We start from the raw sequence: 13694 nt of genomic DNA, 5'->3' as shown, positions 1-13694 counted from the left end.
CGAGTTGGCCGGACACCGGCTCGTCGCGGCAGGCGTGACAGGGGTGTGACACCGACGTGACGTGACCCGAGCACCATCGCCGACATGAGCAGCTTCCCGGGAAGCCCGCGCACCATGCCGGGCGCGATCGTCGCCGTCGACCCGCTGAGCCCGCTCGCCCGCACGGTGATCTTCCAGTACAACCCCGACGAGGTCACCCGCAGCCTCCGACCGAGAGCCGCACCGAGCGGTGGCAGCTCGGCGTCCGACGCGCACCGCATCTGGGGGGCGCCCACCGAGAGCATCTCGATGACGGTCGAGCTCGACGCGACGGACGGTCTCGAGCGCGGTGACCCACTGGCGGCGACGATGGGGGTCGCCGGACGCCTCGCGACCCTCGAGATGCTGCTCTATCCCAACACCGTGACCGTCGTGACGAACGCCGCCCTGCTCCTCGCCGGCACGATCGAGGTCCTGCCGCCGGAGGCTCCGCTGACGGTGCTGGTCTGGGGCCCCGGGCGGGTGGTGCCGGTGCGCGTCGAGAGCCTCACGATCCGCGAGCAGGCCTTCAACACCGGCCTCATGCCGATCCGGGCGAGCGTCGACGTCAATCTCGACGTGCTGTCCTACAACGACCTGTCACCGACCGATCCGGGCTTCGCCCTCTTCCTCGTGCACCAGGTGCTCAAGGAGACGATGGCCTCCGTGGCGGCCGTGGCCTCGGTGGCCGGGGCGGCCGCGAGCGCCGTCGGTGGCGCAGCCGGCGGATCCGCCAGCGGCTCGGTCTCGATCGGGGGCTGACCGTGTCGCGCTACTCCGACGTCGAAACCACGACCTACGAGGCCATCGCCGACGACGGCACCCGCCGCCTCGTGCGCCACTACCGCCGCCGCTTCCCACCCGACCCGGCCGACCACAGCACGCTGGCCCGCCACCTCGTCGTGCCCGACGACCGCCTCGACCTGGTCAGCTTCCGCTACACCGGGGACCCCCTCGGTTTCTGGCGGATCTGCGACGCCAACGCCGCCCTCGACCCCGACGACCTCGTCGACGCCGAGGCGGTCGGCACCGAGATCGTCGTGCCCGTGCCGGGGGTGACCGGCTGATGTCGCTGCTCGGTGTGCACCTCACCGTCCTCGCCGGACCGACGGTGCCCACCCCGCTGCCGCCCGACGTGACCTCCCGGGTGCGCTCGGTGACGGTGACCGAGTCCGACGGGGCGCGATCGGCCTTCACCATCACCCTCGACGCAGGGCGGTCGGGGCCGACGGCCGCCTTCGACACCCCGCTGCTCACGACGTCGCCGCTGCGCGCCAATGCCCGGGTCGTGCTGCTGCTCACGATGGGAGCGGTGCCGCAGGTGCTGCTCGACGGCATCGTGACTGAGACCGAGCTGACGCCGGGCAGCGCCTCGCGGCACGCCGAGCTGCGGGTCACCGGCCACGACGTGTCGCTGCTGCTCGACCGGCACGAGGTCACGACCGAGCACATCGGCCTCGACGACGCCCTCCAGGTGCAGGCCATCGCCCTGCCCTACCTCGCGCGAGGCATCGTCGCGCAGGTCATCCCCCCGCCCGTGCTCGACCCCCCGCTGCCGATCGAGCGCACCCCCACCCAGCAGGCGACCGACTACGCGCACCTGCAGGCCCTCGCGGCCTACCACGGCTACGTCTGCTACATCAGCCCCGGACCGGTGCCGGGCCTGTCGACGCTCTACTGGGGCCCCCCGGTGCGGGTCGGCCTGCCGCAGAAGGCGCTCTCGGTCGACCTCGGACCCGACACCAACGTGACGGGCTCGCCCACCTTCCGCGAGGACGTGCTCGGGCCGGAGCTCGTCGAGGGCCAGGTGCAGGACTCGCGCCTCGGCAGCGTCGTGCCCCTGCGCACCGTGGGCTCGCTGCGGCCGCCGCTCGCCGCCCTGCCGGTGTGGGCGGTGCACCAGGCCGACGTGCGCACCCGGCAGTTCCGCGACACCGGGCTCCCGGCGACGACGGCCCTGGCCCGCGCGCAGTCGATGACCGACCGCAGCGTCAACTGCGTCACCGCCAACGGCAGTCTCGACGGCGGCTCCTACGGCGCGGTCCTGCGTCCGCGCGGCCTCGTCGGCCTGCGCGGGGCCGGCTGGTCCAACGACGGGCTCTGGTACGTCCAGCAGGTCGTTCACCACGTGCGGCCCGGCAGCTACACGGCCGACTTCACCCTCGCCCGTGAGGGCTACGGCGCCACCGTCCCGATCGTGAGGGTCTGACATGCCGATCGAGATCGACGAGCTCACCACGTCGACCGCCCCCCGGTTCTATGGCAAGTACCGCGGCACGGTGGCAAACAACGTCGACCCGCTCATGCTGGGTCGCGTGCAGGTCTCCTGCCCTGCCGTGCTCGGCAGCGGGCAGCTGAGCTGGGCCCTGCCGTGCACGCCGTATGCCGGCAACGGCGTCGGGCTCTTCCTCGTGCCTCCCGTAGGAGCCAACGTGTGGGTCGAGTTCGAGGCCGGCAACCCCAACGTCCCGATCCTCGGTGGGTGCTTCTGGGGCACGGGCGAGGTGCCCGCGGCGCCGGCGCTCGCGGAGATGAAGGTGCTCAAGACCGACTCGATGACGATCGAGCTGAGCGACCTCCCGGGTGCCGGCGGCATCACGGTCTCCGTGTCGTCTCCAGCCGTCGCGGCGAGCATCTCGATCTCGGCGACGAGCTCGGGCGTCGAGGTCTCGGTGGGCGCCTCGAAGATCACCCTCTCGCCCGTGTCGGTGTCGATCAACGACGGCGCGCTGGAGGTGATGTGATGCCGGGCTTCCTCCTCAGCCAGGGCTCGCGGGTGAGCTGCGCGCACCAGGGCAGCGCGACGCCCACCGCAGCGTTCCCGCGGGTCACCGTCGGCGGCCAGGCGGTCATCCTGCTCAGCGGTCCGTGGTCGATCGCCGGCTGCCCCTTCCCGCCGCCGCCCACGAGCAACGGCCCGTGCGTCACCGGCACCTTCACGTCCGGCACGGTGCGGGTGACAGCGAGCAAGCAGCCGCTCGCCATCCAGGCGGCGCCGGGCACCTGCGTGCCCACGGGGGTGCCACTCCTCGTGATGCAGACCCAGACCCGGGTGCGTGCCTCATGAGCAGCGAGCTGTCCCCGCAGCGGGCCTACGCCCCGCACCACGTCGGCTTCCCGCTGCGACTCGACCTGCGGGGCCGCACGACCCTCGCCGACGACGAGGACTACCTCAAGGGCCTCATCGAGCAGGTCCTCTTCACCGGCCCCGGCGAGCGGGTCAACCGGCCCGACTTCGGCAGCGGGGTCGCGCGCCTCGTCTTCGCGCCCAGCGGCGACTCCCTGGCCGAGTCCACGCAGGCCCTCGTGCACGGCGCGCTGCAGCAGTGGCTCGGCGAGCTCATCCGCGTCGAGAGCGTTCGCGTGACCGCGGTCGACGCGCGGCTCGAGGTGGTCGTCGACTACCTGCCGTTGCACGCGACGAGCCCCGACCAGCGGCGCCGGCTCAGCGTGACCGGCACCGGTGGCCCGACAGGCGCAGGGGGTATGCCGTGACGCCCCCCGACGCTCTCCCCTTCGTCGCGGACATCGACCTCGAGACCCGCCGGGCCCTCGTGCGCGACGTCGCCGGCCTCGACGGCATCGACGTCGTGGAGGTGCTCTCCAACCACGAGGGCAGCCCCGGCGAGGTCGCCGACGCGCCGGCCCAGCGCACCCTGCTCGTCCACCTGCTGAGCGGGCCCGTCCCCGCCGGCTGGACCGCCGACGTCGTGCGTGTCGTCGGCGGGGTGCGCGAGGACGCGGACCTCAATCCCGTGCGGGTCGACTGGGCCCACCCCGCCGTTGCCGTCGTCGGGGTGTCGGGCACGCCGGCCACCGACCCGCTCGACGGGGTCGGGGCGGCCGACCGTCAGCTCGTGCAGCAGGCCCTGCCCGGTGACGACCAGCGGCGGCAAGCCCTCGTCGTGCGCACGAGCTCGAGCGGTGACTGGTCGACCTACACCCTGCGGCTCGTCGGTCCCGGAGGGTCCGGGGCGCCTGCCGGCATCGACCTGCCGCTGTCGGCGGCGCCCTTCACCTTCACCGTCGACTGCCCCTCCGACCTCGACTGCGCACCGGCGACCGAGCACCCGCCGAGCGTGGCCGACCTGCTGCCGGGTGACTACCTCGCCCGCGACTACGAGGCCCTGCGCAGCCGGCTCCTCGACCGGCTCGCGACCCTCCTGCCCGACTGGACCGACCGCAACGCGGCCGACCCTGCCGTCATGCTCGTCGAGCTCTTCGCGGCGCTGGGCGACCGGCTCGCCTACTGGCAGGACGCCGTGGCGGTCGAGGCCTACCTCGGCACGGCGCGTCGGCGCACCTCCGTGCGGAGACACGCCCGGCTGCTCGACTACACCGTGCACGAGGGCTGCTCGGCGCGCACGCTCCTCGCCTTCACGACCGACTCCGACCTCACGTTGCCGCGTGGCACGCCCGTCACCGACCTGCCCGTGCAGCCGGGGGTCGAGGTGCGCTCGCCCCTCGATGCGGTCGAGGTCGGCGGCACGGTCTTCGAGACGGCAGCCGACCTGGCCGTCAGCCCCGAGCGCAACGCCCTGCCCCTGCACGCCTGGGGCGACCCGTCGCACTGCCTCCGGGCCGGAGCCACGGCAGCCTTCGTCAGCACCCCGTCGGGCACCGACCCCGGCCTGCTCGCCGGCGATCTCGTGATCCTCGTCGACCGCCCGATCGGGGGCACCCCCCGCGAGGGTGACCCCTCGCGCCGCTTCGGCGTGCGCCTCGTCGAGGACGCCCGCGCCCACACCGATCCGCTCGCGCCGTCGCTCGCGGTGTGGGAGCTGCGCTGGGGGGCCGCCGACGCGCTGCCCGCGCCGCTGACGGTCACCACCCCGGGCACCGACGAGTCGACCGCCGTCGCCCTCGCCAACGTCGTCGTGGCCGACCACGGCGCCGGCGTCGTGGATGAGGCGCTCGTGCCTCCGACGGTGCTCGAGGCGGACGACTACCGGCCCCGGCTCCAGCGGCCGGGCCTCAGCCGGGTCGACCGCTCGCTGCCCCCGACGGCGTCGGCCGCCGAGCTCGCGCTCCCCGAGGCGCGATCGGCCGGTCCGTGGCTCGATCTCTACGACGGGCAGCGCACGTGGACCCCGCGACCGGACCTGCTCGGCAGCGGCCGCCTCGCGACCCACCTCGTCGTCGAGCCGGAGCCGGGGGGGGTCAGTCGATTGCGCTTCGGCGACGGGGTGAGCGGCCGCGCGCCCGTGTCCGGCACGACCGCCCTCGCCACCTACCGCGTCGGGGGTGGCGTCGCGGGCAACGTCGCACCCGATCGCCTGGTGCGGCTGCTGGGCCTCGCCGACGGCCGCGACCCCGTCGGCGCGGGCGCCGTCGTGTCCGTGTGGAATCCACTGCCCGGCACCGGAGGCACCGACCCCGAGCGGCTCGAGCAGGTGCGCCAGCTCGCCCCGGCAGCCTTCCGCCAGCAGCTGCGCGCGGTCACCTCGGCCGACTACGCCGCGGTCGCCGAGCAGGACGCGGGGGTGCAGCGGGCCGTGGCGCGGCGCCGGTGGTCCGGCTCCTGGTATGCGCAGGAGGTCACGGTCGACCCGGTGGCGGCCCACGCCGACGACCCGGCGCTGCTGCCCCGCATCATCGCCGCGCTCGAGGTGCGCCGGATGGCCGGCATCGACGTCGAGCTCGAGCGGCCCGTCTACGTCGCGCTCGAGCTCGGTCTCGGCGGCTGCGTGCTCCCCGGTCACCTGCGGGCCGACGTCGAGCAACGGCTGCATGAGGCGTTCACGTCGGGGCTGCGCCGCGACGGCCGCCGCGGCTTCTTCCACCCCGACCGCTTCACCTTCGGCCAGCCGCTCCGACTGTCCGACGTCGTCGCCGCCGCGATGGCGGTCGACGGGCTGGCCTGGGTCGAGCTCACCCGCTTCGCGCGGGCCGGCGCCTCGGCCTTCGACGCCGCCGCGTCGCTCGAGGCCGGCGAGCTGCCGATGGCGCCCCGCGAGCTGCTGCGCTGCGACAGCGACGTCAACAACCCCGAGGCGGGTCGCATCGAGATCACTCTGGGAGGTGGCTCATGACGACCGACTGCAGCAGCTGCGCGTCGGGCTCGGGTGGCGCGAGCGACTCCGGCTGCGCGGACCACAGCGACGCCCTGGCCGCCGCCAACCTGCCCGGACAGTCCGAGCTGCACTGGCGCACCACGCCGCACGGCGACTCCCTCGCCCGGATGCGGTCCTGGCTCGCCGGCGACTCGCAGCCACTGGCCATCCGGTCGCTCGCCCACCAGGGCACCGACGACCCCGCCATCGCCCTGCTCGACACGTGGGCCGTCGTCGCCGACGTCGTGTCGTTCTACACGGAGCGGATCGCCCAGGAGGGCTTCCTGCGCACGGCCACCGAGCGCGACTCGGTGCGCCAGCAGGCCCGCAGCCTCGGCTACGAGCTGCGACCCGGCGTCGCCGCCCAGGCCGAGCTCGCCTTCGACGTGGAGACGGCAGCGGGCTCACCGGAGGTCGTCGTCGTGCCCGAGGGCACGCCCGTCCAGACCGTGCCGGCGCCCGGCAAGCTGCCGCAGACCTTCGAGACCACTGCTGAGCTCGAGGCGCGCGGGGTGTGGAACTCGGTGCCGGCGCACGACCGGGTGGCGCAGCCCTTCGGCTACGGCGTCGACACCGTGTGGCTCGACACGACGACCGCCGGTGTCAGGGTGGATGACCGCGTCCTCGTCGTCGGCAGCGAGCGGGCGAACGTCACACCGTCGGAGGCGCACGGCGACGACCACGAGAAGTGGGACCTGCGGCGCGTCACCGCGGTCGACGTCGATCCGGCCCACTCCCCGGGCTGGACCCGCCTCACCCTCGACCGCCCCCTGGGCTACCGCCGCTCCCGCCACCTCGTGGCCGAGAAGGACGTGCGGGTGCACCGGATCGCCCAGCGACTCAACCTCTTCGGCTGGAACGCTCCCGACCCCGCCCTGCTCGACAGCGCCAAGACCACCTCGTGGAAGGACTTCGACCTCAAGCCGGGGTCGCGCACCCTCGAGATCGACGGCGACGTGCCCGCCATCCTGCCGGGCTCGTGGATGGTGCTCGAGCAGCCGGGGCACACCGAGGCCTTCCAGGTCGAGTCGGTGACTCCCGACGGCGCGACGAAGTATGCGCTCTCGGGCAAGCTGACGCGGGTCACGCTCGACATCGCTGAGCACCTCGACGACTTCGACCGCAACCAGGCCCTCGTGCACGCCGTCTCGCACGAGCTGCCGGCCGCCTGGATGCCGCGCCCCGACCTCGTCGGCCTGCCGGCGGCAGGCGACGGACACCTGCTCGAGCTCGTGGCGACGGAGCCGGCGCTGCCCAAGGGGCGTGACGTCGTCGTCACCGGCGTGACCGATTCCGGTGCTCCGGCCGTCGAGGCCACGAGACTCACCGCGGCCGCCGCGGTCGACGCCGGGGCAGGGGTCATGACGGTGACCCTTGAGCCACCCCTGCGTCACGCCTACCACGCGGGCACCGTGCGGGTGCGGGCCAACGTCGCCGTGGCGACCCACGGCGAGACCGTCGAGCAGGTGCTCGGGAGCGGCGACGGCCGGCGCGCCTTCGCCTCCTTCGAGCTGCGCCGTCCACCGCTGACCTTTGTGCGCTCGACGACGACCGCCACGGGTGCGGTGCCGGCACTCGAGGTGCGCGTCGAGGACGTCGAGTGGACGCGCGTCGACTCCCTCTTCGACGCCGGGCCCCGGGACCGGGTCTACGTCGTGCGCCAGGCGGAGTCGGGGCAGACCACCGTCACCTTCGGCGACGGCGTGCACGGGTCGCGACTGCCGACCGGGGCCGAGAACGTGCGCGCGTCCTACCGCGTCGGCATCGGCGAGGACGGCGCCGCAGAGCCCGACCAGGTGCGCCTGCCCGTCCGCAAGCCGCGGGGCATCGCCGCCGTGACCAACCTCGGCCCGGCCCACGACTGGGCTCCGCCCGAGACGCTGGAGGAGGCGCGGCTGACCGCGCCACAACGCGTGCGCACCCTCGACCGCGCCGTGTCGGTGACCGACCACGAGGACTTCGCCCGCGGCTATTCCGGCATCGGACGGGCCCGCGCCGACCTCGTGTGGGACGGCCGCGTCGACACCGTCGTCGTCTCGGTGCTCGCCTCGACCGGTGAGACGCCGAGCGACTCGCTCGTCAGCGACCTGCGTACGACCCTCGACGACGCGCGCGAGACGAGGGCTCCCCGGGTGGTGCTGCCGGCCGAGGTCGTCGACGTCGGAGCCAGCCTGCGCATCGAGGTCGACCCGCAGCACGAGGCGTCGCTCGTGCGACCCGCCGTCGAGGCCGCCCTCCTCGCGGCCTTCGGGTCGATGGAGCTCGCGTCTCCCCTCGCCGCCTCGGCCGTCCTCGTCGTCGCGGCGGCGGTCCCCGGCGTCGTCTCGGTGACGATGCCGGTCCTCACCGGCGGCGCCGACGACGACCTGCTCGTGGCCGAGGCCGGTCGCTGGGGGCCGCCCCCCGGCAGCCCGTCGTCCCCCGCCCGACTCCTGCCCGCCCAGGCACTGCGGCTGACGGCGGACCTGCTCGACGTGACGGTGGCGACATGACGACCTCACCTGCCCGCCGGGCCGACCGCACGGCATACCTCGAGGGGTTGCTGCCACCCCACGTCATCGAGCGCGACGCCGAGACCGGCGGGCTGCTGCGCGCCCTGCTCGAGGCGGTGGCGGGAGAGCTTGCCGTTGTCGAGGACGACGTGCAGCGGCTCTACGACTCGTGGTTCGTCGAGACCTGCCCCGAGTGGGTCGTGCCCTACCTCGCCGACCTCGTCGGGCTCGTCGGCCTGCCGGGTGACCTCGGTGCGGGCACGGGGGGTGGCGTCAGCCGGCGGGCGGTCGTGGCCAACACCGTCGCCTACCGCAAGCGCAAGGGCACGGTCGCAGTCATCGAGCAGGTCGTGCGCGACGTCACCGGCTGGCCCACGCGGGCGGTCGAGGAGTATCGCCTGCTCGCCGCGACGACCCACGTCAACCACGTGCATCTCGAGCGACCTGCGCTCGGCTCGGTGCGCGACGCCGCGTCGGCCGAGCTCGAGTCACCGCGGCTCGCAGGGGGCTCGCTGACCCGCTTCGCGCACACCGGCGAGGTGCGCTCCATCGACCCGGGCGCGACCGGCGGTCGCGGGCGCTTCGGCATCCGTGGCATCGCCGTCGTCGTCTTCCCGGCTCAGGTCCACGACGCGACCAAGGTGCCCGCGCGCCGGCTCGCCGACGCGTGGAGCGTGCACCCGCTCGGCGCCGAGGCGCCGCTCTTCGCCGTGCCGACGACCGAGGAGGCCATCGAGCACCTCGCGGCCGAGTCGGACCTGCCGGTGCCGCTGCGCCCCCGCCGCCTGCTCGCCGCGCTCGTGGCTGCTCGGGCAGGGCTTGCCGGCGAGACGCTGCCGCTCGCGGTGAGCGTCGAGGGCGACGGCCCGCTCGCGCCCGAGCGGATCCGGGTGTGCGGCCTCGAGGACCTCGCCACGAGTGGCGGCTCCCCGCTCTCGGGCTGGCAGGTCATGGTCGACGCCGTGCGGGGCCTGCTCCACCCGCACCACGACGGGGTGCCCACCGACCCGGCCGCCCTGCACCTCGACCACGCCTACGGGGCCGTCGCCGACGTCGGCGCCGGTACCTTCGACCGCACGCTCGGCCACGACACCGCCCTGGCCGCCGACCCCTTCACCGGCGACCTCGACCGCATCGACGAGGGCGCGGGCGCGGTGCGCGACCGCGTCGGCGCGCAGCTGCTCGTGCGCACCGGTCCCGCAGCCCCCGGCGTCGAGGTGAGCATCAGCGACGCGCTCGGCGAGGTCGCGGCCGGGTGGGCCGACGCCGCCCGGCGGCTCGTCGGCGTCACGCAGGTCGTGTCGGTGGCCGACAGCGAGACGTATGCCGCCGACCTCGCCGTCGCGGTCCCGGCCGAGAGCCGCGTCGTGCTCGTGGCGGCGCACTGGCGGGGGCGGCAGCTCGTCAACGGTGACGTCGAGGCTCCGGTGCCGGGCGTCTACGCCCCCGAGGGGCTGCGGCCCCACGTGCTGGGCGACGTGCACGTCACCGGCGAGCGCGGAGCCAGCGTGGTGCTCGACGGCCTCGTCGTCGAGGGCGACGTCGTCGTCGAGCCCGGCGCCCTCGGATCGCTCACCGTGAGCCAGTGCACCGTGGCCGGCAGCGTGCGGGTGCTCTCGGGGGCGGGCGGGGCGAACCGCGAGCTCACCGTGGCGATCCGCCGCAGCCTGGTCGGGTCGCTCGACCTCGCCGAAACCGTGCCCGAGGTCGTCGTGGTCGACAGCGTCGTCGACCCTGCTCTGGCGGCGGCGACCGTTGCCGTCGAGGCCCCCGGGGCACACCTCGACGTCAGCGGGTCGACCCTCTTCGGTGACGTCGGTTGCCGCTGGCTCGAGGTCACCTCGAGCATCTGCGACGGCACGGTGACCGTCGTCGACCGCCAGATCGGGTGCGCGCGCTTCAGCTACCTCGCGCCCGGCTCCCGGGTGCCACGGCGCTTCCGGTGCGTGCCTGCTTCCGACGCCGCGACCGCGATCTCACCCAGCTACCTCTCCACGCAGCCGGGCTCACCGTTCTATCCCAGCCTGGCCCCGAGCGCCCCCGTGTCGATCCGGCACGGCGGCGAGTTCGGGTCCGAGATGGGCGTCCACCACCACCTCCGCCGTCCGCAACGGATGGACGCCGCGCGACGCCTCGTCGCGCCCTACGTCCCCGCGGGCATGCAGATCGGAATGTTCGGGAGCTGACCATGCACGCAGACCTCACCCGCTGGACCCACGATCCCGCCAACGCCTACCGGTCGGTGCTCCTGCAGCAGGGGCGGGTGCTGCTCGACGCGGACTGGAACGAGCAGGCCGCCATCACGGCCCACCACGACACGGCCCGCACGGCCGACATCGTCGGCGCCGACGGTGGCCCGGCGTCGCTGGACGGCGGGCCCGGGCCCTTCGCGATCGTCGACCTCGCAGACGGCTCGGAGCCGGCGGGCGTGCCGTGGGCGCGCCTCGGCGTGACGCCCGGGCACTACTACGTCGACGGCGTGCTCGCCGAGTCGGCTGCCGACCCCGATGCCGCCGCCGCGGCGGGCGCGTGGGCGCTCGCCGACCAGCCGCACCGGCCGACGATCGGCACGGGTGGCGGGGCGAGCCCGGGCCTCGAGGAGCCGCCGGCGGGCGAGGGGGACGGACGGTATGCCGCCTACCTCGACGTCTTCGAGCGGACCGTCAGCCCCGACGAGCGTCCCGAGCTGCTCGAGTCGGCGCTCGGCGGGCCCGACACCGCGATGCGTCAGCAGACCGCCTGGCAGGTGCGGCTCGCGCGCCTCGACGGGGGCGAGGTGTGCTCGCAGCTGGACGACGTGGCGGAGCGCAGCCCGCGCACCATGGTCGCCGGACTGCGCGAGGCGGCGGCCGATGCCGACCCTTGCCAGATCACGTCGGGCGGGGGCTACCAGCGGCTCGAGAACCAGCTCTATCGTGTCGAGATCTGCTCGGTCTCGCCCCAGCCGCGCTTCGTGTGGTCGCGTGAGAACGGCTCTGTCGCAGCCGGACTCGTGCAGATCGGGGTGACGACCGAGCCCGGCATGGAGGCGGCCCTGACGCTCGACCGCGTCGGTCGCGACGAGGAGCTGAGCATCCGGCAGGGCGACCTCGTCGAGGTGACGAGCAGCGACCGCCAGCTGCGCGGACTGCCCGGCTTCCTGGCCCGGGTCGGGCCGGTCATCGACCTCGTCGTCCACGTCGACTGGCTCGCCGGCGCCCCCTCGAACGTCCCGTCCCTCGGGCGCGCGCCGGTCGTGCGCCGCTGGGACGGCGGACCGAGCACGGTGTCGACCGGCCCGACCGACCTCGAGGGCGGCATCACCGTGGCCTTCCCCGCGGGCGGCACCCCGAGCGTGGGCGACTACTGGCTCGTGCCGGCACGGACGGCCCGCCTCGCCTACGGCACGAGCGCCCGGCAAGGCACCCTCGACTGGCCCTGGGACGCGGCGACGCCGACGCCCCGCCCGCCCGTCGGCCCCGTGCACCACCACGCCCCGCTCGGCATCCTCACCCGTGCCGGCTCCGCCTGGACCCTCGAGTCCGACTGCCGCCACCTCTTCCCGCCGCTGACCGGGCTCGTCACCATCGACCTCGTCGGCGGAGACGGGCAGGAGGCGATGCCCGGCGACGAGCTCGACGCCCCCGTGCGGGTGGTCGTGCGCAACGGCGGCCTGCCGGTGGAGGGTGCGACGGTCCGCTTCACCGCGGCCGGGGGCACGCTGCGCGAGGAGGTCTCAGGTTCTCCGCCCGCAGGAGGAGTCGTCGCGACCGGGGCCGACGGCGTCGCGGCCGTGCGGTGGACACTCGACGCCACCGGTTCCCCGACCCAGACGCTCACCGCCCAGCGCCTCGACGACACGAGCACCCCGGTCGACGTCGCCGTCGTGGTGAGCGGCCGGCTGAGCATCGCGTCGCAGGTGCAGTGGGACCCAGCCTGTGACGCCTTCGCGCGCACGCGCACGGTGCAGGACGCACTCGCGCAGCTCGCAACGACTCCCACGCTGCGACTGCTCGGGGGCGACGGCCAGGAGGTGTCGTCCGAGGGGGTGACGGTGCCGCAGCTCGTCCGGGTCGCCGTCGACAGCCCGTGCGGACCGGCGCGGGTCAAGGTCGTCGCCCAGGCCAGCGAGCAGGCCCTGGTGCTCGCTGCGCAGGACGGCTCATCGGTGCCGCCGTCGCTCACCGGCACCGGTGCCGGGCCGACCGACGCCGTGGAGACCGACGCCGCGGGCGTCGCGGCCTTCGTGTGGCAGCCCGCCTTCAAGGGTGGCAGGAGCGACGTGCTGACGCTCACCGTCGACGGCCTCGCCCTCGCCCCCGTGCGGGTGTCGGCGCAGCTCGACGTCTCGGTCGGGGGCACGCTCGGCATGCACGTCGTCGAGACGGCCTTCCGCAACGGGTCCACCTTCGAGAACGACGCCGTCGTCGACGTCGCCGACCTCGTCTCGGGCATTGTCATCACCCTCGACGCGCTCGTGCTGACCGAGAGCGTCAACGGCAAGCCGGTGGGCCGGGTGCTCATGGACCTGCCGTGGCCGACCCCACCCGAGCTGGACCTGTGGAACGACCAGTCCTTCGGCCTGCACACCGTCGAGCTGCTCGGCGAGCTCGAGGCGCGCAAGAACGTCATCCTCTGGCGCAGCCGGTTGCCCCTCGACAGCGTGCTGCTGCGGATGCGCGAGCGCCTCATCGGCTTCGAGAACGACCAGCGGCTGGGCTCCCCGGCGATGCCGGTGCGCATGCGCTTCCAGCTCGACGGCTGGGCGATCATCGACGCGGACGACCCCGAGCGACACCTCAACGGTCACGCCGTGACGCAGTCGGTGCAGGGCCAGACCGTGCTGCGGCTGCCGACGACCGACGAGGTCGCCGGTGGGCGCTTCGAGATGTGGTTCTGGTTCGGCGGCGACAAGCCGGGCCCCAACTTCACCCGCTTCCGCATCGAGGACTTCACCGGGTCGACCTTGACCAAGATCACCCGCCTGGCGACGGACGCGGGCGTGCCGGTCACGGTCATCGAGGTGGACGCACCCGGCATACGGAAGAACACCGTGCTCGGCACGATCCCCCCGAGCGGCACTCAGCTGCTGCCGGGCCAGCCCCTCACGATCCGGGTCTCGAGAGGGGTGGGCGGCTGACCGCCGCCCGGT

General features: G+C 74.3%; 10 protein-coding genes. All 10 read left to right on the top strand.

The window, feature by feature from the left end:
* Nucleotides 1–84 precede the first annotated feature (84 nt).
* From LG278_RS02370 to LG278_RS02325, 10 genes are read left to right on the top strand one after another with little or no spacing between them, the layout of a single operon-like run.
* The gene (locus tag LG278_RS02370; protein WP_404390556.1) at nt 85–780 is read left to right on the top strand and encodes a hypothetical protein; all 696 of its coding nucleotides are present in this window, start codon (nt 85–87) and stop codon (nt 778–780) included.
* 2 nt (nt 781–782) lie between these two features.
* Nucleotides 783–1085 (top strand): hypothetical protein, encoded by a 303-nt coding sequence (locus LG278_RS02365; protein ID WP_404390554.1) that lies wholly within the window; start codon nt 783–785, stop codon nt 1083–1085.
* Nucleotides 1085–2227, top strand: a complete 1143-nt coding sequence (locus LG278_RS02360) for a hypothetical protein (RefSeq protein WP_404390552.1) — start codon at nt 1085–1087, stop codon at nt 2225–2227. The genes LG278_RS02365 and LG278_RS02360 overlap by 1 nt, the downstream gene beginning before the upstream one ends.
* 1 nt (nt 2228) lies before the next feature.
* Complete coding sequence (locus LG278_RS02355) at nt 2229–2762, top strand: phage baseplate assembly protein V (protein WP_404390550.1); 534 nt, start codon at nt 2229–2231, stop codon at nt 2760–2762.
* Nucleotides 2762–3085: a hypothetical protein gene (locus LG278_RS02350; RefSeq protein WP_404390548.1), complete on the top strand. Its 324-nt coding sequence runs from the start codon at nt 2762–2764 to the stop codon at nt 3083–3085. The genes LG278_RS02355 and LG278_RS02350 overlap by 1 nt, the downstream gene beginning before the upstream one ends.
* Nucleotides 3082–3513: a GPW/gp25 family protein gene (locus LG278_RS02345; protein ID WP_404390546.1), complete on the top strand. Its 432-nt coding sequence runs from the start codon at nt 3082–3084 to the stop codon at nt 3511–3513. The genes LG278_RS02350 and LG278_RS02345 overlap by 4 nt, the downstream gene beginning before the upstream one ends.
* Nucleotides 3510–6050 (top strand): putative baseplate assembly protein, encoded by a 2541-nt coding sequence (locus tag LG278_RS02340; RefSeq protein WP_404390544.1) that lies wholly within the window; start codon nt 3510–3512, stop codon nt 6048–6050. Before LG278_RS02345 ends, LG278_RS02340 begins: the two co-directional genes overlap by 4 nt.
* Nucleotides 6047–8563 (top strand): hypothetical protein, encoded by a 2517-nt coding sequence (locus tag LG278_RS02335; protein ID WP_404390542.1) that lies wholly within the window; start codon nt 6047–6049, stop codon nt 8561–8563. Before LG278_RS02340 ends, LG278_RS02335 begins: the two co-directional genes overlap by 4 nt.
* A complete protein-coding gene (locus LG278_RS02330; RefSeq protein WP_404390540.1) occupies nt 8560–10749 on the top strand; it encodes a phage tail protein in 2190 nt (729 codons plus the stop codon). The genes LG278_RS02335 and LG278_RS02330 overlap by 4 nt, the downstream gene beginning before the upstream one ends.
* Before the next feature lie 2 nt (nt 10750–10751).
* Nucleotides 10752–13682, top strand: a complete 2931-nt coding sequence (locus LG278_RS02325; protein ID WP_404390538.1) for a DUF6519 domain-containing protein — start codon at nt 10752–10754, stop codon at nt 13680–13682.
* Nucleotides 13683–13694 lie beyond the last annotated feature (12 nt).

The sequence above is a fragment of the Humibacillus xanthopallidus genome (assembly GCF_044793955.1).
In the GTDB taxonomy this organism is placed as follows: domain Bacteria; phylum Actinomycetota; class Actinomycetes; order Actinomycetales; family Dermatophilaceae; genus Humibacillus; species Humibacillus xanthopallidus_C.
This window is presented reverse-complemented; position numbering and strand designations above follow the sequence as displayed.

Excerpts from the sequence above, each read along its gene's own strand:
- LG278_RS02370 (WP_404390556.1), top strand. The coding sequence starts at position 85 with ATGAGCAGCTTCCCGGGAAGCCCGCGCACCATGCCGGGCGCGATCGTC.
- LG278_RS02360 (WP_404390552.1), top strand. The coding sequence starts at position 1,085 with ATGTCGCTGCTCGGTGTGCACCTCACCGTCCTCGCCGGACCGACGGTG.
- LG278_RS02355 (WP_404390550.1), top strand. The coding sequence starts at position 2,229 with ATGCCGATCGAGATCGACGAGCTCACCACGTCGACCGCCCCCCGGTTC.
- LG278_RS02350 (WP_404390548.1), top strand. The coding sequence starts at position 2,762 with ATGCCGGGCTTCCTCCTCAGCCAGGGCTCGCGGGTGAGCTGCGCGCAC.
- LG278_RS02345 (WP_404390546.1), top strand. The coding sequence starts at position 3,082 with ATGAGCAGCGAGCTGTCCCCGCAGCGGGCCTACGCCCCGCACCACGTC.
- LG278_RS02335 (WP_404390542.1), top strand. The coding sequence starts at position 6,047 with ATGACGACCGACTGCAGCAGCTGCGCGTCGGGCTCGGGTGGCGCGAGC.
- LG278_RS02330 (WP_404390540.1), top strand. The coding sequence starts at position 8,560 with ATGACGACCTCACCTGCCCGCCGGGCCGACCGCACGGCATACCTCGAG.
- LG278_RS02325 (WP_404390538.1), top strand. The coding sequence starts at position 10,752 with ATGCACGCAGACCTCACCCGCTGGACCCACGATCCCGCCAACGCCTAC.